Source organism: Paraburkholderia eburnea, assembly GCF_002917095.1.
GTDB lineage: Bacteria > Pseudomonadota > Gammaproteobacteria > Burkholderiales > Burkholderiaceae > Paraburkholderia > Paraburkholderia eburnea.
This window is the reverse complement of the sequence record NZ_PQGA01000006.1, coordinates 228,084-251,053: the sequence shown is the minus strand read 5'-3', so window position 1 is coordinate 251,053 and position 22,970 is coordinate 228,084. Positions and strand designations below refer to the sequence as shown.

The window sequence follows — 22,970 nt, the reverse complement described above, 5'->3', positions numbered from 1 at the left end:
CTTGGTGGGGCGTGTCTGTTATTCGACGCGATGCAGACGCGCACCGCCGAAGCCCAGGGAAAACTCGATGTGATCGTTGTCGATCAGCCGGATCGTGGCGACGGCAATGCCCCCACGCATCAGATGAATCCGTTTGCTATCCTGATGATCGGCTTCATAGGTCACGGGCGTTGAATGACCGTCGAAAATGGCGTTTTCGCGCGTGAACTCGACCACCGTGCCGCTGCTGTCGTCATCCCGCCATTTGCCGATATACGCGGGTCGCGCGGCAAACAGGCCGGACACCGCGTTGGCGATCTTGCTGAAGAAGCCGCCACCCGTGCTTGCGCTGCTGTTCACGCGGCCTTGCATGCCGTCGAGCAAACCGGGATCGTCGCTCGTGGCCATGCCGTTATCGAACTGCCAGCCGTGGTCGCCCTTCACGAGCGATACGAAGGTGGTTTTGGGCAGATTGGCGAAGCGATCCGGTTCGGCGCGCTGCGCTTCGGGCGTCTGGATCCACGCATCCGCGTTGCGGTAGGTATAGCCATAGCTGCCTTGCGTGTGCCAGCGTTCGCCAATCTTCACCGGCTTCGTGAACTCGACGGTGGACACCGTGAGTCCATCGGCGAAGCACAGCTTGCCGTCATGGATCTTCTTTTCGCCCAGCGGCGTATGCGAAAACTGTTGACCGCCGCCGAACAGGAACGGGTTGGCGACCGGCTGCGGCGGCCCGTAGATGCCCGCTTTGGAGAGCACCTGCAGCCACTGCAGGGTATTCGTGTCGAAGCCTCCCACCACCACGGGGTTCTTCCCGTAAGCGAAGTCGCTCAGACACGTTGCATTGGCAACCTTCGTTTTGTCGGCATTCAACAGGTCGGTCAGCTCGGACGCGGACGGCGTGGACGGCGGCATGGCGAGAAACGCCGCGACGCCGCCCGCGACCAGCAGGACCGCCGCGCCGATACCGCTCCACACGCCCACCTTGCGCCAGTTGATGTCGACCGGCGTTGCGCTGGTTGTAGCCGCAGCAAGGGTCGTAGCCTGAGCGGCCGGGCGCGCACGCACCGGCGCGCCGCATTCATCGCAGAAGCGCGCGTCGGGATCGAGCCCGCTGCCGCACTTGACGCAAAAGCGTGCCATCACACACCTCTCGGCAGGTCGGCGCCACATTCGCCGCAGAACGCGTCTTCCGGTTGGGCGCTCGCACCACAGGCCTTGCAGGCAGGCGCTGCAGCGTCGGCAACATGAGGCTGTGCTGCCGGTGCATACGACGGATCACGCGGACTGACCGTCTCGGGTGCGAGCGGCGAGCGCGGCGTGGGCGAGGTGGGCACATCGCCGATTGCGGGCGGCGCGCTGTGCGTACCGGCAAGGTTCAGGAAGATGTTGCAGATGCCGGCCAGATAGACGAGCAGCGGGAACGTGTAGGCCAGCGCGCCGAGGATGCCCACGCCGACGAGCGTCGCGAGCAGATAGCCGCTCATGCCGCCGCCCATGCCTCCCATGCCGCCGAAGCCGCCAAAACCCAGGCCCGAATAGAGCGACAGGAGACTGCCGCCAAAGCCGATGATGCCGCTCGCGAGCGCCGCCACGAATGCCGAGCCGCCAAACACGATGGTGGACGCGATGAAGGCCACGACACCCACGACGAAGAGCAGGACCATCTGCTGGACGATCGGCGGCAGCAGACGGCCAATATTGAGCGCGCCGCGATTCATGCCGAGTGTGCCGAGCGCGGCGCGCACGCCGTAGCCTTCCCAGAAGGCCGGCGCCGCGAGCGGATTCACGACGAACATGAAACTGAACCACAGGATGCCGCCGATCACGGAGGCGATCGGATAGACGACCGTGTAGAGCAGCGGCCCGAGGAACGGAATCTTGCAGATGAACAGCACGATCGCCAGCACGATCATGAACGCGAGGAAGATTGCGATTTCGATCAGGAAGATCGCCGCAAGCTTGGGCAGCGTAAACAGGCCGGCGATCAGGGCGTCGCGCGCGCCCAGCGCGGGGCGGCCCTGAATCTGGTCCATCAGCGTCTTGCCAGCGGCCGATACACCGGTGGCGACCAGGATCGCGGCTGCCAGTGAACCGACAAAGGAAAACAGTCCACCGATCACGAATGCGCCGTTGCTGGCGAGCGTACCGGCGATGCCGACAAAGACGCCTGCTACGACGAGCGCGGCGATCGCGCAAGCGATAAAGAGCAGAAAAGCGCGCGTATTACGTGCGGCATCCACGGCTTCAAGGACGACGAGCGATCCGCGGATCGCGTCTTTGGAAGATGACATTGTTTCCCCGGCAAACAGATTCAAAAGCAGGCTTGATAACCCGTCAGCTAAAGCAATAGCGCGCTTTAAGCGAGAACGCCAAAGCGTGTTTACGGATGTATTGCAAAAAACTTAATGCGCGTCTAAAGGATTGTCCCGTGAAACGGCAAAATTTTCCGATCAGACGCGGAATAAATGGTAATGAAATGGCATTGCGCTGACCGCCTGAGTCGCGCAATGGTATTGAATACCCCGTTTTCCCATTTTTCTGGTCCCCTTTTTATGCTGCTTGCATATGCGCAGCCAATGCGCAATGTCCGGTCGGGTTTTGTCTTTTTAAATGCCGAATGTGAAACCGATTCTATGACGCCATTAAAATGTGCGGTAGAGGCGCAACGAAAAAGAGTCTGTCTGGCGAGCTTCATGGCGGTCCCTCAGGTCCCTAAGGTTGTCTGTCATGAAGCTATTCGCAGGCACCCGCGAATTTGTTCGGTCGCGCAGCCGCGCTCGCGTGTCTGGGTTGCCGAATGCGCGCCGCGACATTACTGGGCGGCGCAGCCCGGCGGCGCATCCGTGCGCGTGGCGATCTGTTGCAGCAGCGAATCGTTCAATGCGGCCTTCAGGCTCGCCATGTCGGCGAACGCGATATTGACACGGCCCGACGCGTCCGGGCCGCCCGCGAAGCTCGCTCCATACAGCGTCATCCAGCGGCGCAGGTCGGCCATGCGCGCCGTGTCGCGCAGATCGACCCACACCGTCAGGCAGGAGGGCGCGGCGCCACGGAATGCACTGGCGGGCGCCGAGCTTGAATCTTGCGGGTTGTCATGCGTCGAGATCAGGCCGATCACGCCCGTTTGCACCAATACGAGCGCGATCAGCGCCGGTTGCAGCACGTTGGCATGCTCGCGCAGCCATCGCGCGGCGCGCGCCAGCCACGAGGTCGAAGTGGATGCCGGTTTGGACGCCGGCAAGGGGCCGAGCGCATCCTGCAAGGCCGCGAAAGCGCGCTCGGATGTCTCGTCGACATAATGTTGTTGCTGCGCATCGGCGAGCGCCTGCAGCCAATCCAGTTCGTCGCGCAGCGCCGCGTCGTGGGCAAGCCGCTCGACGAAAGCCTGACGTTCGGCGGCCGAGAGTTCGCCGCGCAGCCAGGCCAGCGCCAGTTCGGTTGGGGCTTCGCTGGAGGGCTCGCTCATGAGGTTTCCTGTGCGTCCCGGCGCGCGCAATCGATCAGCAGGGTCTTGGTTTCCGACACGCGCCGGCGTACCGCGACCGTCGAGGACGAACCCACGCGGGCCTGAATTTCGACATCGGTATAGCCGCGCAAGGCGAGTGCGAACGTCTGCCGCGCCAGCACGGTGAGCTTTTCCATGCAGCGCGCGAGAATGCGGGCGCGCCGCGTCTGCTCGTGACTGTCCTCTGGCGTCGGGAACGGGTCCGTGTCGGGCCACGCGGCTTCGCGCACCGTATCGGGCTGGTCGAGCCGGCTCTCGCCTTCGTCGTCGAGGGGCACTTCCCGATCTTCCTGTTTCGCGCGCTCGCGCAGACGGGAGAGCAGTTTAAAGCGGCCTGCGCCGATCAGATAGGCGGCCAGTGCGGTTTCGAACGCAAGCGGATCGCGCAGGATCTGGGATGCGGCGCTAAAGTCGCCTTTATTCTGACTGAATAAGGCAACAAAAGCGTCGTTAAGCGATTCGTCAATCTCCGCGTCGTATGCCCATGAATAGCTGCGCCGCGCCAGGCGATGAAAGTCGCGGCGCAGCTTGTCGTAAAAGCACCGGAATCGCGCCGGTTGGCGGCGCAGGCGCTCTATCGATTCACGAACAGCACGATCCATCGAATTGGCGAATAAGATTGCGTGGGTTTGTTCAGCGCGACGATTAAAAGCCGCCTGAAAGACGCGAAGCGTAGCAGAATGTCAGAACATTTGAAACCTTCCGATACGATGCGCATCAATTCGAGTACCTCGACTCCATCTTTGGGTAAAAAGGTGGCTAATTCGCTGAAAAGCGCGCTCGCAAACGTTTTAATTTGCACATTTATGTCTGCAATGGCGGTGGGTGCGCACGCGGCGCTCGCGCCCAGAATGGCACTTGTGATCGGCAATGGCGCCTATCGCAACGGCGACAGGTTGCAGACGCCTGCCGCCGATGCCCAGTTGATCGCGGGCAGCCTTCAGCGGCTGGGTTTTATGGTGCGCGTGCTGACCGATCGCTCGCGCGCCCAGATGTTGCAGGACCTCGACGGTTTTAGCGCGGATGCTAGCGGCGCGCGTGTTGCGCTCGTGTACTACGCGGGTCACGGCTTCGAAACGGATCAGAAGAACTTCCTGATGCCGGTGGATCTGCCAGCGAAACTCGCGTCGCTTTCGGCGGTGCAGTTGCGCGGCGCGGCCATTCCGCTTGAATACGTCATGACAACGATCGAGCGCGGGCATCCGCAGGCGATGGTGGTGATGGTCGATGCCTGTCGCGACGAGCCGGGGCGAGGCGTGACGGGCACAAGAGGACTCGCCGCCGAGAACGCACCGCGCGGGACGCTCGTTGCGTTCTCAACCAGCCCGGGCGGCAAGGCCATGGATACGATGCGCAATATCGGCAAGCCGATCGACCACAGTCCATTCAGCTATTACCTGAGCGAGAACCTCGCGACGCCCGGCGCCACGCTGATCGACGTGCTGCAAAAAACGCAGGTGGCCGTTGCGGCCGCAACGGGCGAGGGACAGCGTCCTTGGTATGTCAGCGGCCTGGTGGGGCAACTCGTGCTTTCCGAAACACCGGCAGCGGCCCCGCAACCCAATCCGCAGCTTTTCGCGCAGGCAGGGGGCACGCGCGGCGCGGCAGCGGTGGACACCAACGCGTCGCGCTCGCTATGGGACAACGAAGAGCAGAACGTGACGAACAACGCGGCGACGCTCGACGCGTCTGCGTTCGCATCGCTGCAACGGCGCGCGGCGGGCGGTGACGCGCAGGCGCTCACCACGCTCGGACTGGCCTACGAAGAGGGGCATTACGTGCGGGTCAATCCGGCGCGCGCGATGCAGTACTACCAGCGCGCCGCGAATCAAGGCTATCCGATCGCGGCCACGCTGCTTGGCGAGCAGTATCTGAGCGGCAACGCCGCGACAGCCGTGGACCGCGCCAGGGCCGAACGCTGGCTTCGCTCGGCCGCCGATGCAGGCCACCAGCGCGCTCAACTGGATCTGTTCCAGTTGCAGGCGCAGCGCGGCGACCCCGAGGCCGTGCGCGATCTGGCGAAGTCGATGGCCAGGATGTTCATGCCGCACTGAGTTGCACTGAACTGCGCTGGACGCCTGCACATGGACATACAGGCGAACAAATCGTTGCCTTCCTGCGAATGAGCAATCAAGGACGTGTCGTATGCGGCACGTGCGAGCCACGCGCGTGTGCGCCGTGGCCTTCCTTGAACTCATTCGATAAGGATAACGACCATGATTCCGTTCCGTCTTCGCCTGTTGTGTGGCGCGCTCGCCCTGTGTTCCGTGCTGGCCGCGTGTTCCCGCTCCGCGCAGCAGAACGATACGCAAAGCATGAACAGTGCTTCCTCTTCTGCGCCCGCCGCCGCGCCCCAGCCTCCTGCCACCGCCGCCACCGGCGTGAACGCCGCGGCGGCCCAGGCCTTCGCCAATCAAAACGCGGGTGCGCAGCAACCCGACGCGAACGTGCCGCTCGCCAATTACACGCTCATCGACCAGAATGCGCTGGGCGTGCGCTGGCTTACCTATATCGCCGTGGCGCATGGCGGACAGACGCTGAGCGACGAAGAAAAACTCAACCTGCTTTCTCCGCGCTATTACAACGAGCCCGACGCGTTTCGCAAACACCAGATGGCAAGCGCCGAACTCGCGGAGATCAATGCAAACCTGGCGCGCTACAAGGCGCAGCGCTATTACGCGCTCAAGCTCAACGACTATCTGACGCGCGGCATCGACATCACGCAGAGCCTCACGAGCGGCTACGACTTCGACAGCAAATCGTTCGCCGTGTTGGGGCGCAACTGCTGGAACATGCCGTATAGCACCGCGCAAGGCGTGACATTGCGTTTCACCGATACGAAGCAGGGGACCTGCGCGATTCGTGTCGCCGATGAAAACGCCGCGCGCGCCATCGAGCAGGCGCGCGCAAGCTTCCATCTGAATACGCTGGGCGGCGTGGTCTATTTCTTCGTTGCCGGCGTCGACAACGGCAATAGCGTCAATGTCCAGGTCACGCATGTTCGCTACGACATCACCACGTTGCAACAGCAGGCGCTTGGTTCGTTCGAAGAATAGGCGCGAGAGACGCGCTTGCGCGAATTCGGGCGAACAAAAAAGCGCCGGCGCGCGAATACCGGATTGAGCGCCTCACATGAGGCGCGACAAACGACATTTCGCTTTGCGACCTGATTGACAAGAGGAATAACGATGATGATGGCGAAGATGAAACATAAGGCGGGATGGGCGGCGCTCGCGTTTAGCGCCCTGTTGACGGCGTGCGGTGGCGGCTCGGGTGGCTCGGGTGGTACTGGCAATGACGGCTCGACGGGCAATCCGCAGCAGACCGCCGCGGCGCTTCAGCCGTTGCCCGGCGGGAGCACCTATGTCGGCACCGTCAGCTTCGGCGATACCGTCAAGATCGCGCTGGACAGCCCCGCGAAGGGACAGTTGACGCTGAGTTTCGTGAATTCGCAATTCGGGCTTGCAGGCGACGTGGTCGGCGCCTACACGCAGGCCAATGGTGTGCTCAGCGTATCGGGCCTCACGCCGGCTAATGGCGCGACGTTGTCCCAGGCGCAGGCCGCCGCGCTGAGTCTTTCGCTCGTCGTGAGCACGGCCGCCAATGGCCCGGGGATGCTGAGCGGCACGATTGCCCAGGTGCCGAATCTGTTGGGCAGTGGGACGCTCGCCGGGCAATTCGCGTTGACGAATAGCGGCGTGACCAGCGTTGCCGACCTTGCCGGTCAGTACAGCCTGGTTTCGCTCACGGGCGATTACAGCGTCGATGGTGTGCCGACCGGAGCGCAAAATCCCGTGGCAGGGCAGGCGAATATCGACGCGGCGGGGGCGGCGCGCTTCTGTTTTGGTCAGGCCTACTCCGCAAGTTGCACGGACGTGGACGACACGCCGGGCGCAACGGCGCGCGTGACGGACGTGGCCAGTTTCACGCCCGACCCCGACCAGACGACTTATCCCGGCGCGTTCGACATGATCGTCGGTGGTCAGACCGTCGGGCGCGCGTTCGTCGCGGTGCAGGGGGCAAACAAGACGCTTTTCATCGATCGCTTCGGCAAGTCGCCTGAAGGCACGCCGCGCACGGGCTCGATGGTGATGACGACGACGCAGACGCTTCCCACGGGTGCGTTCGATGGAACGTGGAGTTGCGCGGAACCCAATACCGACGACAAGAATCACCTGCTGGGCGACATTGCCGTCTCGACCGTGCAGATCAGCGGCGGCACGGGTGCGGCCAACGGCCAGCCCGGTTATCTTTCGCTGACGTATAACGCGGCGTTCGACTATGCGGCGGCGTCGAAGTCGAGCGCCAATCCGTCGGTGGCCTCGGGAATCGGCGGCTTGATCGCGGGACAGATTTCGATGCCGGCTGGTGTCGCCGGATTGTCGTTCCTGCCGGTGGGCAGCGCGCAGATGTACTTCATCGACGAGCCCAACGGCTCGGGTTTCTTCGTGCAAGGCTTGTGCACGCGTAGTTCGTAACGCCGGGCGTGCGCGATTCTTCAGCGATGAACGGGAGCCGTCGACTGCGGTGCAGCGGCTCCCGCATCTCGACCGCTCGTGAACGGGGCGTTTTGGATCGGGCCATGTCGTCAGGCATCATGTGATTTTTTGCTTGAACAACACCACCATGCTCCGATTTGAAAACATCAGCAAACGCTATGGCGATCACGTTATTTTCAAGGGGCTGCATTACGCTGCGCACGCCGGTTGCGTGGCGCTATGCGATGAGAACGGCAGTGGCAAATCCACCTTGCTCGGCATCCTGGCCGGCACCATCGACGCCGACGAAGGCGAGGTATGGCTCGATGGCCATTCGCTGCGTAAAGCGCCGCTCGAGGCGAAATCGGCGTTGGCTTACGTACCCGACGACTGTCTGGAGTATCCGCTCCAGACCGGGCGGGAATTTCTCGATCTCGTGGCATCCGCAAAAGGGACCGCCGTCGATACCGCCACGCTCGATCTGGCAGACCGCTTTGGTCTGACTCCGCACCTGGAGAAGCGCTTCGAGCAGATGTCACTCGGCACGCGCAAAAAATTTTTCGTGACGGCGACGATCATCGGCGCGCCCGCCGTCGTCATCGCTGACGAGCCGGTTAATGGACTCGATGCGGCGGGACGTGCCGTTCTTGTCGAACTGTTTAGGACCCTGGCCGCCGACCGTACGGTCTTGTTTGCGAGCCATGACTTGAAGTTTGCGCGAGCCTGTGAGGCAAAGATGGTCAATTTTGCCGATCTAGGGGCTTGAGACGGCGGAAGCGCGCCCAGGCGACTCGAACTTGCGGACGAGCAAAATACTGTATAAATTAACAGTATGTGTATACGTCCAGTAGGGAGGGTCACATGGAATTGCTTATCCGCATCGTGAATGACGACGATCGTCAGACCATTGACTGGCTGCTCGCGAACGTGGGCGCGAAGCGCGTCGAGGCGGCTGTGCAACGTCTGGCCGTAGGAGGCAGACGGCCGTTCGTTTCCGCGCTGTGCCGTTACCTCGGCGCATGGCCACCGTTCCCGCGACGGGCGATGGCAGGCGAGTCGGCTCACACGGCTGTCGGTGACCGGCACCTCGCGCAGATACGCCAGTTCCTTGCGCGAAGCAACCCCGCGAAGATTCGCGCAGGCTGACTTGGTTGGCATCCGGTCCGCAAGTCTTCTACAAGGCGGTTGGCAGTGCGTAGCGAATTCATCGCGACGGCGTGCGGATCCGGCCATTGGCCGCACGCCCCGTTCATTCTTCGATACGTCACGCTACGTCCGGAGCGTGCCATGCAGGAAGGGCCATTTCCGCCCACTGTTAGAATGGCTGCCTTTTTCCAGGGAGAGGCAAATGAGCTGGTTCATTTATGAAGTGGCCGAGTACAACGAAGACGGGGCGCGCATCGAACCCTTCAGCGACCTTCGTAGCCGCGTCGTCAAAGTCAGTGGGCAGGCGATGGCTGACGAACTGGAGAGTGTCCGCGAAAACGCCGCGGTAACGGCAAACTCGCCCACGCGCTCGCTGCTGGCCGTGGAAAATCCTCATGTATTCCCGATCCCCTACGCCGATTCGATGATCCTGGTCGGGTTCATTTTCGAATTGGAGCGGGCGGGCCGACAACTGGTGGTGTCGCCCGTGGAAATGCCCTGGCTGAAAGACGCATAAGGAAACCGGGTGTTGTCCAGCCGGAATGCGCGAGTTTGCTGTGCAAGAGTCGAACCGCGAGGTTCGCCTAGTCCTGGCGATTTTCTTCGCAATCCTTCCAGTAACGCAGCGGGTCCAGATGCTGCGGATAGTTTGAGTTGAGCCACACCGACAGCCTGCTCCAATCCGGATGGTTGGTGCCCGTTTTAGCGGACCAGATCGACGATCTTTCGAGAATCCGGTTGTTTTCACGATCGCGAACCACCAGGCTGCCCAGCCCATTCGAACTGTTCGACTGCGATTCGACCAGATATCTGGGCAAAATCCTGACTTCGGCATCCTCGGCCCATCCGTACAGCGCGCGGACCACGCCGGAGGCGTCTCGCAACTCGATGGGGCCGCTCTGCGGGCGAACGGCTGTCCATCCTTCCGGAAATTCGGCCACAACTTCGTTGTTTCCCTCCCGCACCCACTTCATGCGCCATGCCCGCGCCATGGCCTCGCGTATGCCGGATACCGTTTCGTAGCCAGCGGGCAGTTCGATGCCCACTGGGAGCGTGACCAGGTTGTCTTTCCAGAGCCGCGATTCGTCGTCGGCGCGCTTGACCGGGTTGACCTGCTTCACCGCATCAAATGCCCCGGTTTCGAACGGGTTCTGGGGCCGGCTCGATACTTTCACGTCCCCAGCGGGTAGTCCCTCGAAGAGTCGTTCAGCATCAAGACGCGTAAGTTTGGGCTTTCCTTTCTTCATTTGTTCCTCTTCAGCATGACTGCGCGTTTCGAATGCGTCAGCCTCCGGCCCGCTTCGCGCTATGGCCGGCTTTTTTAAGTTCTTCGATGACGCGCTCGCAATGATCGCCCTGGATTTCAATCATGCCATCCTTGACCGTTCCACCTGAGCCGCACGCTGTACGCATCTGTTTGCCCAGCAAGGCGAGGGCAACGGGGTCGAGCGCTAAACCTTTGACGATAGTGACGCTTTTTCCGCCCCGGCCTTTGGTCTCGCGAGTGACCCGCGCGACTCCGTCCCCGGCCGGTCGGCCTTTGGCCGTGGTCTTGCATACGCATTGTGCGAGCACGCGCCTGCATTCGGGACACATCCGGCCACCGTCTGTCGAGTAGACTAGGCCGCTTTTCGAACCGCTATTCATGATTGCTTGACTCAAGGACTTCAGAAACTTCAAAACCGGCAATCGCAAAGTTTTGTCGGCTGTTCCTGTGGAATATAACGCTTATTTGCGTTCTCTCTTGCCGATGACCGGCCCCGGCTTTGCGCGACCAGACCGGGAAGCGCGGACGGGCTTCTGAAGCGCAGCCCGGGCTTCATTGAGCAGCTCAAGCCAGTTATCCTGGGTGCGTTTGCGTCCACGTGTGGATTCTTCCTGCGGCGGCCCGGTCAGACCCGCCCCTTTTCGGGTGCGCCGGTTCGCGATAGATCTGTCGATGGGATGCGTGCCAGAAGTAACCGATCGAGCGGTCAAGGCGGGCGGCAAGTTCCGATCCGGAGCAGGACGTTCGACCGGTGCGGTGAGTAAGGCGTGCGGGAGTGACATCCAGTCGATGAGCCGACAAGTTAGCCTGGTTATAGAGGAGGCTTTCGAAATTCTCGCATCCGCTTGGCTCTCTATGCAACCGATTGCATTACTATCGATCGCGCCTTCGTGCAACCAGTTGTATAAGCATAGCAAATCCCTGTCCCCAGGTCGGTGAACGGCGATTGACGTCAGGCGTGCGACGAATGGGGCTTATCGACCCGAAGCAGTCCCTTTAATCGTTCACGCGAATGCCCGTTCACCGGTGCAAATCCGTCATTTGTTTGGGAGCCTCATGTTGCCGCCGCTGGCGCGGGAGATGTCCTCAGGAGCCATCATCGCCGTCTGGGAGCAACGAAGGCTCTTGCAATACTGGGCGGCAGCGGACAAGGCGTTAACGGCTAAATTGGTAACCCGCCTGACCGAACACGTTGCGGCGATTGACGCCGTCAAGGCTGTGTCTGTATTTCACGCTCGAGAAAATAATCGCCGAGCGCTCGCGGAAGCCGAACTTGGCACATTTTCCGAAGCGTACGCACTGCTGATCGTCCCGGCCGGCGAAAGTCGCCCACACGCGGACGGTGCGGTCGACGACACGCTCGACGTAGAGACCGGCAGGGGCTGGCGACGAGGGTCGGCAATGCCAGGGATGTTTGGATTTTTTGAGTTTGGGGTGTTCTTTGACTGCACCGGGTGGGCTGTGTTTCGTGATCTTCCAGAAACGCTTTAATAACAATTTAAATATCGCCATATTTAAAGACTAATTTTTGGCTTCGATTTCTTACTGTTCCTGGAAATCTCTGGTTTAGATTATGTCTTCCGCGCTGAGTTTTTATACCTGGTGAAGAGCTGGCGCAGCGAGGCCGCCCCTCTCGATGGCTGAGGGATACGGCTAACCCCAGCTACGATTGGCTGCGACAGAGGACCTGGTGATCAATCGGTATGGGCGTCGTATCCGCGCCTTTAGTGTTCCGGCAGGCTGGGGCAAGGGAGGTGAGCGGGGCATTCCACGAATCCCCGGCGCGGCCTGACGACTCAAGGCGCATTATTGTCAAATCCACTTGGCCGGAATTTCTTACCTCTCGTTGAAATGCGATAAATTAATCGGAAAGAAATGCATATTTTGTCATTTTAACTCTGTCAATAATTGACAGCCCATTTTAGCCCTGATATTTTCGGCGAAAAACTCCTTCGCGCAGCTTTCTGTGTAACAACAAGCGATAGATTCAAAGAATCTAATTCAAGTCGCATAACACCGATAATCCTTCCGGGGAGCAGGATGTGAACATTCAGCGAGTATTCATCGGCGCGCTCCCGTCGCAGGACACGCGCCCATTCCGGCTGTACTGGCGTGATTCGCAGTCAGACCTTGCCAATCTGCTGTTTTTGCAGCGGCTGGACATCCGGGAAGACCTTTGCGGGGGTATCGAAGGGCGACTGTCGTGCATCTCAACGAGCGCGGGCGTCGCACTTCAGAACTTTCTCGGGCAGCCAATCACGGTCCAGCTCGTCACCGATGCTGGGGGCGTACAGTCAATCTGCGGGATCGTTACAGATGCCCATGAGGGCGAGGCGGACGGATCGCTAACCACATATCAACTGGTTGTGCGCGATGCGCTGTCGATCCTTGAGCGCCGGGTGAATACGCGGATATTCCGCACGAAAAGCACGATCGACATCATTCAGACACTGGTTCGCGAGTGGCGCACGAAAAGCACGACGCTCGGTGCGACTTTCGACATCGATCTCTCGCGCCTCGACACATCGAAATATCCGGTGCGCGAGCAGACCTTGCAGTTTGACGAATCCGATGCAGATTTCATCCGGCGGTTGTGCCGCCGTGAAGGCATCGCGTGGTTTGTCAAATCTGGCGGTGGCCAAGGCAGTGCGGATTTGAGCCAGCAGCCCTTTCACTCGCTTGTGTTGTTCGATAGCGTGGTAAAGCTGGAACAGGCTCCTGCCAGAACGGTGCCTTACCTCTCCGATGCAACGATAGGAACCAATGACGCCATAACGCATTTGACAACTGGCCGCCAGCTAGTGGTCGGTTCGATACGGCGTGTTAGCTGGGACTACAAGCCCAGCAGCATGGACCAGGTACAAGGGTCAACGCGAGTCGACCAGGGTTCAGCCGGTAACGACCTTGGCAAGCTGCTGTCTGACTCCCGCATCGACTCGCCGCACATCGCCGATTCGGATGACGACAACCAGCGGCTTGGTCTCGCTCGAATCGCAGCGCAAGGCGGGCAGGCTGTGCGTATGGACGGTGCAAGCGGTGTCCGCAACCTTGCGGTGGGCACGTGGGTTGCCGTAACCGGTCACCCCGAGCTGGATCGGCTCGACGAAGTCGATCGGCGCGTGATCATTACGTCGCTCCATCATCGCGGCGAAAACAACCTTCCCAAAGACCTGTCTGAGCGCGCCCAGTCGTTGTTCACAGCGAGTCGATGGCTTTTCGACTCGCCGCCGGCGTCGGCAAACACGCGCATGCGACCATCGACGATTGATGGTTCTGATTCGAGCCGATACGAGAATGTATTCACTGGGGTGCCGCGTGGTACCCCTCTCACGCCGCTCTACGACCCGCGCGTTGACCTGCCGCGCGTCTACCCGATCACGGGCAAGGTGACGGTGCCGGACGGCGAGGAGGTTCATTGCGACGAGTACGGGCGGATCTTCGTTCAGATTCAAGGCCTCGACGAAGTCGACCACGCGCACGCGGGCGGCGCCGGGACACAAGGCACGCCGGCTGATAGCGCGGCGGTGCGCGTGCTCGGCGGGCTGGCTGGCGCCAACTTTGGCCAGCACGTGCTCCCACGCGGCGGCATGGAGGTGCTGCTGGACTTCATGAATGGTGATCCGGACAGAATGTACGTTTCAGGCGTGTTCGCCAACGGCCAAAACATGCCCGCTGCCTTCAGTCGGGCTGGGGCATTGCCAGGGAATCGATACCTGACTGGAGTCGTCAGCAAGGAGATCTCCGGTTCGCGTACCAATCAGCTGCGACTCGACGATACGCCGGAGCAGATTAGTGCTCAACTTGCAAGCGAGCACGCACATTCCCAGTTGAATTTAGGGTATCTGACGCAGCCGCGCACGGATGGCAAAGGAGATGACCGTGGGGAAGGTGCGGAACTCCGTACCGATGCAGCGGCTGCGGTGCGAGCAGCACGCGGCATGTTGCTGACCACCTACGCGCGTACGCAGGCTAAAGGCACCCATCTCGATCGCAAGGAGTTGCAGGAGCTGCTCGACGAGTGCACGTCGCTCTTCGCTTCTCTCGGCGAATATGTGAGCCAGAACGGTGGTACGGCCTCCGATCCTGCGGGCCAGAAGGCGGTGGCCGCCGCGTTCAAGGATTGGGAATCAAGCAGCGGTACCGGCAGTTCGGCAGCAGGATCGGCCGCTGGTTCCGCCAGCCAGGCGCCCGCGATCGTGGCTGTCGGGGCCGAGGCTGGCTCGATGGTCATCACGCCCAAAACCGCTCTTGTGTATGCGAAGCAGAACGTGGACCAGGTCGCCGACCAACATTTGCAGATGGCTGCGGGGCAGCGTATCACTGCAACCGCAGGCAAAGGCATGCACATGTTCGGGCGTGGTGAGGGTGTGAGTGCCATTGCGGGTGAAGGGAAGCTGGTGCTTCAGGCGCAGAAGGATGAGATAGCGGCAACCGCACAAAAGGGCATCCAGATCATGTCGATCGGCGACGAAGTGGTGGTCAGCGGCAAGACCATTCGTCTCGTTGCAGCCGACGGCAGCTTTATGAAGATCGGCAGCGGCATCACCGTGGGTTCCAACGGTGCTTTCACGGCGCACACCGCCGGCCACGACTTCGTGGGTCCCTCAACTGACAAGGTCACGCCTCCGTCTTTCGGGGCCAAGGGCGCGGATCAGAAGTTCCGATTACGATATCCCGGCACCGATTCAGCGGAGAACCCGCACCCGGTTCCTAATCGCCCCTACGAGATTGCGTTGAGCAACGGGCAGGTGATCAAGGGTGTCTCGGATAGCCAGGGCCTGACGCAACTGACGGCGGACGACGCGATGCATATCGCGAGTGTGAAAGTTTTTGACGCGGTGAAATAGAAATGAGCGATCAGAGCAATCAGACAGTTGTAGGGGAGGGGTCGGCTCCGCTGTATCCCAATCGGAATGACCTCATGTGCGTTCCGGTTGATGTGAAGTCCCGGTTTCCCTGCACGACAATCCTGATTCACGGGGTGAATGATCTCGGGACCGACTTTGGCCACGTAGAGAAGGGCTTCTGTGAAGGCCTGAACGATCGCTTGGGTCGCAGCGACTTTGTCGCCGCGGAATATTCGCATGGACGCATGGCCAATGACGCGAGCCCGGTCACGTCGAAGGACCTGATGAAGGACCTCGACGACAAAATGTATCGACGGCTTGCCACTGACAATACGTATAGCCCGTTGATCCCTTTCTACTGGGGCTTCAAGGCTGGGAAGGATGACTTATCAATTGATCCGGCGAAGCAAAAACGCAACGGACAGAACATCGATAAGTACGGTAACCGACTGGACCCTGGATTGTGCAAGAACGGCGGTATGTTCGCGAACGCGACCACAAATCTTGTGGACATGTTCAACACGGCCTTCAAGGGCGGTTTCAAAACGTGGACCTTGAACAAGCTTCAGGGTGACCCTACGCATCCGCTCTATGCTTGCCCAAACCGGCACTACATGATTCTCGCGGCTAAGCGACTGGCCGCGCTGGTACGTCAGATCCGTCTGGTTGACGCGAATGAGACGGTGAACATCATCGCTCATAGTCAGGGGACCATGATCACCCTGCTGGCTCAGGCGTTTCTCGCAGAAGGCCTATTGGGTAGCAAAGGCGCCGCTGATCGGCCCGCTGATAATCTGATCCTGATCGACAGCCCTTACTCGCTGCGCGAAGAGTTGATGGATCGGCTCACCCAGACAGGCGAGACGCAACAGACGACCTATGCGCGCGCAAAGACTCTTGGAAATATTGTCGGGTTGGTGAACGCGGCAAAACACAGTGCGCCACCTCTTGGAGATCTTCAGTGGACGCCGGGTCAGGATAACTATGGCATTACCGGTCCCCAGTGGGGGCCAGCGAAGGCTGTGCGTCTGACCGGGCCGCAAGAGGTTACCGGTACCGATTCGGAGAAAATGAATCTTCAGTTTGCCGAGCGTGATAATCGCGGATTCGTCACGATATATTGGTCCCCTGAAGACGCGACCGTGGGACTTACTGGCGTGGCTGGTATGGGCACGTTGGGGTTGCCGGAGTCGCAGGACGCGACCCCTGCTGCCGGAGCCAAAGAGACAATCAAGCTGATCTCCAGTCAGTTCTTTCAGCGTTTATTTACGCGGCGCAAACGCAATGGGCAACCGGAGAAGGTCGGTACTGCGCCTCATCAGTACACGGTTCGCGAGCCGGGGGAATCATCCACCATGACAAGCATGTCCGACGAAATGCTTAAACGCGCTAGCGTCAAGGTCGGTACGACCCGGCACATCAATGCGCCTGAACTACCCAACGCCTTTACGCCCGCGATGGAGGACAACACCGTGGTAGGTACGGGGGGCAAGAAAATTTGGGGATACAGCGACAGCGATATTTCAGCCAACATCCAGTCAACGGACGAACTGGAAGCGTCGATCGCAGTCGCTGCCAGCGACCTGCAGACGCTTGCGCCAGAAACTCAGGCATGGCCATCGTACGGACCCAACGGGGCCGCTTTGCCGTCAGTTTCGGAGGTACAGGAAGCGCTCAATGAAGGCAAGGGTGAACTCGACCAGACAAAGGTGTTGGACGTTTTTAGCACCCGGCCGCCAACTGCGGGGCAGATCATGGTCATTCGCCAGGAGACACCCAACGAGGGCAAGCTTCGCTTCATGAACGAGCATACCGGTCCGAGTTCGTACCATTCTGCGGTAATGAGTGGTGAATTGAACCATCGGTGTGCGACCGCCTTCGATGTTTCGATTGGACAGGCGAGGGCGATTGATGATGCCAATCGCGCGTTGGCGCTACGTGCAATTGCAGATTGGCGAATTCCGTCCAGTAAGTTTTCTGATGTGGGGAACGGCGCATATGACCAATTCGATGCGATCACAAAGCAGTACGTTGAGGCCAACAGCAAATACAACGTAGCGGGTGTGTTCCCAGACGAGGACCTTGTTCCTAAAGCGCCGCACGAAAGCCTCGGAGTAGTTAACGAGCAACGCGCCGAGCGTACCAAGCCGTTGCTCGATGCGATGGCAAAGAATCCGATGAACTCCGTCCCGCTCCCCTGATAGCGATATGGCTACGACACTGACACGCCCTTCGGGCACCCGCCTGATCGCCCTGGTCGCGATCATCGCCGCGCTCTGGCTGTTGATCATCAAGGTCATGGCTTCCCAAAACTTTTTGACATTGGACGACCTCTCCATGCCGCAACGTTTGCTTCTGTTTTTTGCTCCGGTCTTGTTGGTCGTAGCGGGTGCGCTCGCCGTCACTGGCTTCGCGCGGTCCAGTAACGCCGCCGAGAAAGATACGGGTAACGGCGTACCCGCGGCTGACACGGCTTTATCGGCCGCTACGACTCAGTCGGCCGGAAACCCACAATTCACTCTTGAAATTCGCAGGGTAGGAGTAACGGTAGACCGCTTCCGGCAACGGGCTTTGCTCATGCGGCTCGACGAGGTTGGCCCCAAGGGCGCCGTGCTCTTGGCGGATCCCAAGGAATACGAGTGGTCTTACAGCACGCGGTGGGACCAGTTCACCACCCGCACCAACAATATAGTTAGCTATACCGTCCTGGATTGGGTTCAATATTGGCCGATCCCGACCGTACTCGTAGGACCGCCAAGCGATGTGACCAGATCCAACGCGGTACAGTTGGGCGCCCTCCTGGGCGAAGCCGACAACGGGTCCGGCGTAGGCAACAGTTTCTACATTCGGGTGAACGATCTCAACACCTCTGACGGCTCGGAAGTGGTGGGAAAGCTCTTCAAGCTTTTCGATGAGCACCCTGACCTTCCGGCCGTGTTTGTCTTGGCCCTTGACGGTTCAAGCACCCGAGGGTTCTCCAAGACGCCCGGTAGTCCGTTACCCGAGTTCAACAAGGACGGGAACTTTGTACCCACGCAACCTGATGCCCTGGTTGGTCTGATTGTCACACGCAAGGACCGCGTCGATCAGATGATCCGGCCATATGCGACCGAGACATCGGGCACCATCGACAAAAGCAAAACGCAGTATGACGTTGTCAAATTGTCGAATTTCTACTGGAAGGAGGCACGGGCTTATCCGAGTCCTTCACGTGGAGTCTACGACCCAACCAGTGAATATTGGCAGTCGAAGTTGCCTGAGTTTTATAAGACTGAACCCCTCAAATTGCCAAAGGGATTCAAACCCAATCCGTGGGTGCCCGTACCGTGGACGACATGGCAACTCAAGGAATTCGATCAGTGGCCGGTACTCGGCTATCTGCACCGCCCTGTGACGGTAGATCTCTTGGATGGGCACGGCGCTCCGGCGAAAAAGGCCGACAAGATCGAGAAGCTGCGCATTGGCTGGGAGCAGGCACTGGCAACGCTTCCGCAAGGCACACAACCGGAGCGGATGTTCTACGACACAGGCGCATCGACGGCGAACCTCGCGTTGCTTGTGCAGTCGCTGCACGACAACAAGCAGAAAATCGATCTTGACGATCCGGCAGACGCGTTCGATATGCAGCATCGCATCGGAGCCGACACGGGCGTCAGTTCGACATTTGTGCAGATCGCCCTTGCAACCATGATCGGTTACGGCGATGGCAAGACGAATGCGCTCGTGAACCTGCGTGACGCTGGACATGCGACGATTACGATGTTGACGCCGCCGGATGAAGCCTCGCGCAAGGCGAATCCGCAGGTTTTCAGCTGGAGCGTGCCGCAATAACAGGACACAGACATGGCAGGGAAGAAATATATCGTTGTTGGAGACGCACACAGCCACGGCGGCCAGGTCGTCACAGGGGCTCCCAACTCGAGAGTCGAAGGCAAGGCGATCGCGCGAGTCGGTGACGCCGCTGTATGTGCCATACACGGTCCGACGGTCATCGCTGAAGCGTCCGGCAACGCCACGTATGATGGCAAGGCAGCAGCGGTCGACGGTGATCTTCTCGCGTGCGGTGCGCGGCTTATTGCCAGTCAGTCGACGACTGGTGGTTGAACTGGCAAGGCAGCCGGAACAAGACCGGGAAATGAGAACTTAGGCAGCGTAGGGACACGGATGTCTGATCTGAAAAGCAGCTATGAGCGTGAGCTTCTGCATTTGCGCCGGGGGCTGTCTGAATTTGGCTCGCGCAACGCACGGGTGGCCGGCAGGCTGTCGGTGCAGGGCGAGCAATCCGAAGACATGCACGTTGAGCGGTTGATGCAGTCGGCTGCGCTGCTCAACGCGCGCGTCCGGGAGCGGCTGGAGGACGACGTTCCCGACTTCACAGTGCCGTTGCTCGAAGTACTTTATCCGGAGTTTCTGCGGCCGTTCCCGGCCTGCTCGATCGCTTGCTTCGAGCCGGGTGCGGCCGTCGAACGCATTGCGAAGCCCGCAATTATCAAGCGGGGCAGCCATCTCAAAACGCGTATCGGTGAATTTGGATTTCGCACCATTTACGACACGGTGATCTCCCCACTGTTCATCGAGGACGCCGCATACCGGCTGGCGTCCTCTGTTCCGTCCGGCGTGCAACTCCCAGACGGCGCAAGCGGGGTCTTGTCGATCAGTTTTGCTGTGCGATCCGAATCTGTCCGGCTGGCCGATGCGGTGACGGATAAAGTGCGCGTCTACGTAGACGCACCGGATCTGGCCACTGCGACGGTTATCGATGCGCTTCTACACCGCTGCAAGTCCCCGTTCATCGAAATCGATTCCAGTGGGAAATGGACTGCGCTTGATTCCGTTCCCGTCTCGCCGGTGGGTTTCGATGAGAGCGAAAGCCTCATCGAGCGCCCAGATGAGCCGCAGTCCCAATACCGGCTGTTGCTCGAATATTTTGGGTACCCGGCCAAATTCCATTTTCTGGACTTCCACTTCGGAAAGCTTGTGCGGGGTCGCACGATCAGGAAACAGCTGACTATTCATCTGCCGGTTTGTGGACTGCACCCGGAGACATCCGCTGCGATCTCGCTGCGGGGACTCACTGCGTCGAATTTCCGGCTCCGATGTGCGCCGGTCATCAATCTCTTCCAGTGCCAGGCCGAGCCCATTGCTCTCAAGGACGCCACGCTGCCCACGTTTCCCATGGTTCCGCAAAAGGTTTCTGCGGAAGAGACGAATGTATGGTCGGTCAGCAGCGTGCGTTTGACGTATGACAATGACGGCGACCCCGTATCCAGGAATATCAACCCGCTTTACTCGCTTGAACACTACCGCAGATTTGAAACCGCCAGCAGCCGTCGCCCGATGCTGTACTGGACCCAATCCAATCAGAAAGGCCACATGGCCTTCGCACCTGGCGGCGCGTGTGTTCTTTCATTCGTTACGGCTGGAGGTGAGGCCACAGAGCCCGCGCGTGATGAGCAGATTCATGCCACGCTGATGTGCAGTAACGGAGATGCCCCCGGCTCCCTGCAATGGGGGGCACCGGAAGGTGACTTCGCTTATCCGGATCGGAGCGTCGTTGGGAAAATTACGCTGCTGAGTCGGCCAACCGACTGCACGCCACGTGAGGTGCCTCAAAGCCAATACTGGAACGTCATCCGAAGCCTCGCCGCTGGGCCATTCAGTCTGGACCGCAACGGGCTACCCTCACTCAAGGCTCTGCTTGAAGCTCACATCCCTCCCGGAGCGCACAGTGCAAGCGGGCAGATCAACGCGATTGTCGGCCTATCACGAGAAACCGCGATGGAATGGATCGTGGAAAAGCCTCAGTCCCGTATGGCCCGTGGACTGCGTGTGCGGCTTGTTATTGACGAGACGGCTTTCGTTGACGCTGCGATCGTGGGGTTAGCACGTGTGCTCGAAAGCGTATTCGTGCGCTACGCGCCAGCACATAGCTTTGTGCAACTGGTGCTCGTCTCGGCCAACAACGGCTCAGAATTGGCCAGAGGCCAACTCCTGCCCGGCGCTGTTCCGCTCCTTTAAGGTCGATGGGAGGAGTAGATGTTCGAAGGAGAAGGTATCGCAGCCAGCGCGATCGCCTCTGCTCAGCAAAGCGCTCGAAAAGGCGCTCGTGCGACACCAGATGAATCCTGCAGGTGCGACGTGGGAGGGGCTGTGGGTCGCGCAGGATTTTTCGTGCCGCCACGGTCACATCACCAACATCGCCCCCCGAAACTTGATTCGCCAACGAGAGCAGGGCTGCCGAATCTGCGCCAATGAAGAGGCAACGATGCGTGCGGCAGAACTTGCTGAGGCCGCATCGTCTGTTGGCTTGATCGTCCGTGGCGTGGAACGGCCGCTTGGCACCACTTCCGCTGCACGCAGGGGCGTCAACGGTCGTGCCTCGGCCAGTCGCTCTTGAGTGGTGCGGGCTGGACCGAGTGCTTGCAGGAAGAGCGACAGATTCCAGGCGCACTGCTCCGCGACGGACTGGAACAACTGCAAGCTCGCACAGCCCGGCATGGTGGCGAATGCCCGACCGGCAAGTACTTCGGTACAGCGAGACTGTAATTCCCACCTCACCTGGCAGTGTCACCGCAGACACGTCTGGGCCGCGAATTTCGATAATGTCCGAAATAGGGAGAAGTGGTGCCCGGATTGCAGCGTCTTTAACCGGATCACGAACGCGAAGTCAAAAGCGCGAATCCGGCTAGACCCTGGATGAGTCGATTACTTACCGTTTATCGGGGTGGTTCATCGCATCGTCCTCGAATACGTTCGTGCACATCACACCCGAGACTGGCTTTCCGGTTTTGTCGTCGATCGCTGTGTAGTGACGGCCTGTCTTTTGATTCCAGTCGCATACGCCGGGAGCGGGCAAACCAGGTTTAATATCACGCAAGCCTCGCCCGCCAAGAAAGCCTACCGTCGCATCTGACGAGACAACGCAACCAGATATAAGCGCGCAACCTGCTACAAGAAGTGTGGCTCTAAGCAATCGAAGTCTCCGTTCTGAGTAGATATCAGGCAACGTCACATTTTAAGGATGTGACTATTATAGATCACACGAAATCCGATTTTTTTCGCATGCGGCCCCGCGGTCAATCCTGGCTTTGGAACAAAATGTTCGCCGGCTCGATTTTCGCCCGGCAAGTTCTGGCCTGGATTGAATGGACACCGCTCTCCCTTCGGAGAATTCGGTATGTGTGAGGGCCTCCCGAACCGAACGGTATGGACATCCCAAAGTGGAGTTTCGGCGTGTGGTGAGCAACGGAACATAGTTGCGGTGCATTTTGAACGTGTTTACGCACAAGCGAGATCGTCTTCGGTGCGCATTGCAACGGTCAATTTATCGGGAATTATTCTCATGAGAGCACTCCAGGATGACCCGTGCGCCTCCGGCGTACGCTAGTGGCTTGCAGCGAGGGCGGAAATCCAAGGCGAGTTACGCACTGCGATGCAAGGTTGTTCGGGTGACCGTTATCGATGAAACCGGGGCCTCGCTGGCAATTTGCGGCGATCGCGTATGCCTCACACAGGTCGCTTACAACCCACAATGCGTGCACAGACGATGATGGTCGATGCCCTGCGTACCAAGGCCAAACGACGTTAGTGACCGCTCCGCATCAAGGTTCAGTCATATCCGAACGCTCGGCGAATGTCCCCTCATGGCCGAGCGCGGAAGTACAAGGCCAGCGACGTCCCGCACGTCAACTGCACCGAAGGACATACGCGGCGTGGCCGGCATCGCACCATCAAGCAACGACTTG

General features: G+C 59.9%; 18 protein-coding genes and 1 pseudogene. 12 read left to right on the top strand and 7 right to left on the bottom strand.

Features of this window, described 5'->3' with window-relative positions; all coding sequences use genetic code 11:
* Nucleotides 1-18 precede the first annotated feature (18 nt).
* The 4 genes from B0G62_RS14515 to B0G62_RS14500 form a co-directional block, all read right to left on the bottom strand.
* A complete protein-coding gene (locus B0G62_RS14515) occupies nt 19-1,122 on the bottom strand; it encodes a zinc ribbon domain-containing protein (protein ID WP_103704893.1) in 1,104 nt (367 codons plus the stop codon).
* Nucleotides 1,122-2,273, bottom strand: coding sequence for a hypothetical protein (locus B0G62_RS14510; protein ID WP_103704892.1), 1,152 nt, complete (start codon nt 2,271-2,273; stop codon nt 1,122-1,124). The genes B0G62_RS14515 and B0G62_RS14510 overlap by 1 nt, the downstream gene beginning before the upstream one ends.
* A 521-nt stretch (nt 2,274-2,794) precedes the next feature.
* The gene (locus tag B0G62_RS14505; protein WP_103704891.1) at nt 2,795-3,448 is read right to left on the bottom strand and encodes a DUF445 domain-containing protein; all 654 of its coding nucleotides are present in this window, start codon (nt 3,446-3,448) and stop codon (nt 2,795-2,797) included.
* A complete protein-coding gene (locus tag B0G62_RS14500) occupies nt 3,445-4,089 on the bottom strand; it encodes an RNA polymerase sigma factor (RefSeq protein WP_103704890.1) in 645 nt (214 codons plus the stop codon). The genes B0G62_RS14505 and B0G62_RS14500 overlap by 4 nt, the downstream gene beginning before the upstream one ends.
* Before the next feature lie 249 nt (nt 4,090-4,338).
* Here B0G62_RS14500 and B0G62_RS14495 point away from each other — a divergent pair, with 249 nt between their 5' ends.
* The 6 genes from B0G62_RS14495 to B0G62_RS14470 all read left to right on the top strand — a co-directional run bounded on the left by B0G62_RS14495 (nt 4,339) and on the right by B0G62_RS14470 (nt 9,628).
* Nucleotides 4,339-5,541: a caspase family protein gene (locus B0G62_RS14495; protein ID WP_167401250.1), complete on the top strand. Its 1,203-nt coding sequence runs from the start codon at nt 4,339-4,341 to the stop codon at nt 5,539-5,541.
* Nucleotides 5,542-5,802: 261 nt separating this feature from the next.
* Complete coding sequence (locus tag B0G62_RS14490; RefSeq protein WP_146055283.1) at nt 5,803-6,543, top strand: hypothetical protein; 741 nt, start codon at nt 5,803-5,805, stop codon at nt 6,541-6,543.
* A gap of 132 nt (nt 6,544-6,675) precedes the next feature.
* Nucleotides 6,676-7,965 carry a hypothetical protein gene (locus B0G62_RS14485; protein ID WP_103704887.1) on the top strand — a complete coding sequence of 430 codons (1,290 nt, stop codon included), beginning with the start codon at nt 6,676-6,678 and terminating at the stop codon, nt 7,963-7,965.
* A 148-nt stretch (nt 7,966-8,113) separates the two neighbouring features.
* Complete coding sequence (locus B0G62_RS14480; protein ID WP_103704886.1) at nt 8,114-8,731, top strand: ABC transporter ATP-binding protein; 618 nt, start codon at nt 8,114-8,116, stop codon at nt 8,729-8,731.
* A 95-nt stretch (nt 8,732-8,826) separates the two neighbouring features.
* The gene (locus tag B0G62_RS14475) at nt 8,827-9,111 is read left to right on the top strand and encodes a CppA family protein (RefSeq protein WP_103704885.1); all 285 of its coding nucleotides are present in this window, start codon (nt 8,827-8,829) and stop codon (nt 9,109-9,111) included.
* A gap of 202 nt (nt 9,112-9,313) precedes the next feature.
* On the top strand, nt 9,314-9,628 hold the full coding sequence (locus B0G62_RS14470) for a helicase (protein WP_103704884.1): 315 nt from the start codon (nt 9,314-9,316) through the stop codon (nt 9,626-9,628).
* A 67-nt stretch (nt 9,629-9,695) separates the two neighbouring features.
* Here the strand turns inward: B0G62_RS14470 and B0G62_RS14465 are convergent, their stop codons facing one another.
* The 3 genes and pseudogenes from B0G62_RS14465 to B0G62_RS14455 form a co-directional block, all read right to left on the bottom strand.
* Entirely contained in the window at nt 9,696-10,358 is a 663-nt protein-coding gene (locus B0G62_RS14465) for a hypothetical protein (protein ID WP_103704883.1), read from the bottom strand.
* Between the two features lie 37 nt (nt 10,359-10,395).
* Nucleotides 10,396-10,758, bottom strand: coding sequence for a translation initiation factor Sui1 (locus tag B0G62_RS14460; RefSeq protein WP_103704970.1), 363 nt, complete (start codon nt 10,756-10,758; stop codon nt 10,396-10,398).
* A 204-nt stretch (nt 10,759-10,962) separates the two neighbouring features.
* Nucleotides 10,963-11,160 (bottom strand): annotated as a pseudogene (locus B0G62_RS14455) (PadR family transcriptional regulator); the annotation flags it as partial.
* Between the two features lie 274 nt (nt 11,161-11,434).
* Between B0G62_RS14455 and B0G62_RS14450 the strand changes: the two are divergent.
* The 6 genes from B0G62_RS14450 (at nt 11,435) to tssF (ending at nt 21,243) form a co-directional block, all read left to right on the top strand.
* Nucleotides 11,435-11,869, top strand: a complete 435-nt coding sequence (locus B0G62_RS14450) for a hypothetical protein (RefSeq protein ID WP_146055282.1) — start codon at nt 11,435-11,437, stop codon at nt 11,867-11,869.
* Nucleotides 11,870-12,420: 551 nt separating this feature from the next.
* On the top strand, nt 12,421-15,225 hold the full coding sequence (locus B0G62_RS14445; RefSeq protein ID WP_103704881.1) for a type VI secretion system Vgr family protein: 2,805 nt from the start codon (nt 12,421-12,423) through the stop codon (nt 15,223-15,225).
* Nucleotides 15,226-15,227: 2 nt separating this feature from the next.
* Nucleotides 15,228-17,426, top strand: coding sequence for a T6SS effector phospholipase Tle3 domain-containing protein (locus B0G62_RS14440; RefSeq protein WP_103704880.1), 2,199 nt, complete (start codon nt 15,228-15,230; stop codon nt 17,424-17,426).
* Between the two features lie 7 nt (nt 17,427-17,433).
* Nucleotides 17,434-19,056, top strand: coding sequence for a type VI lipase adapter Tla3 domain-containing protein (locus B0G62_RS14435; RefSeq protein WP_103704879.1), 1,623 nt, complete (start codon nt 17,434-17,436; stop codon nt 19,054-19,056).
* 12 nt (nt 19,057-19,068) lie between these two features.
* Nucleotides 19,069-19,329, top strand: coding sequence for a PAAR domain-containing protein (locus tag B0G62_RS14430; protein WP_103704878.1), 261 nt, complete (start codon nt 19,069-19,071; stop codon nt 19,327-19,329).
* Between the two features lie 60 nt (nt 19,330-19,389).
* Nucleotides 19,390-21,243, top strand: coding sequence for a type VI secretion system baseplate subunit TssF (tssF, locus tag B0G62_RS14425; RefSeq protein ID WP_103704877.1), 1,854 nt, complete (start codon nt 19,390-19,392; stop codon nt 21,241-21,243).
* Nucleotides 21,244-22,970: the final 1,727 nt, after the last annotated feature.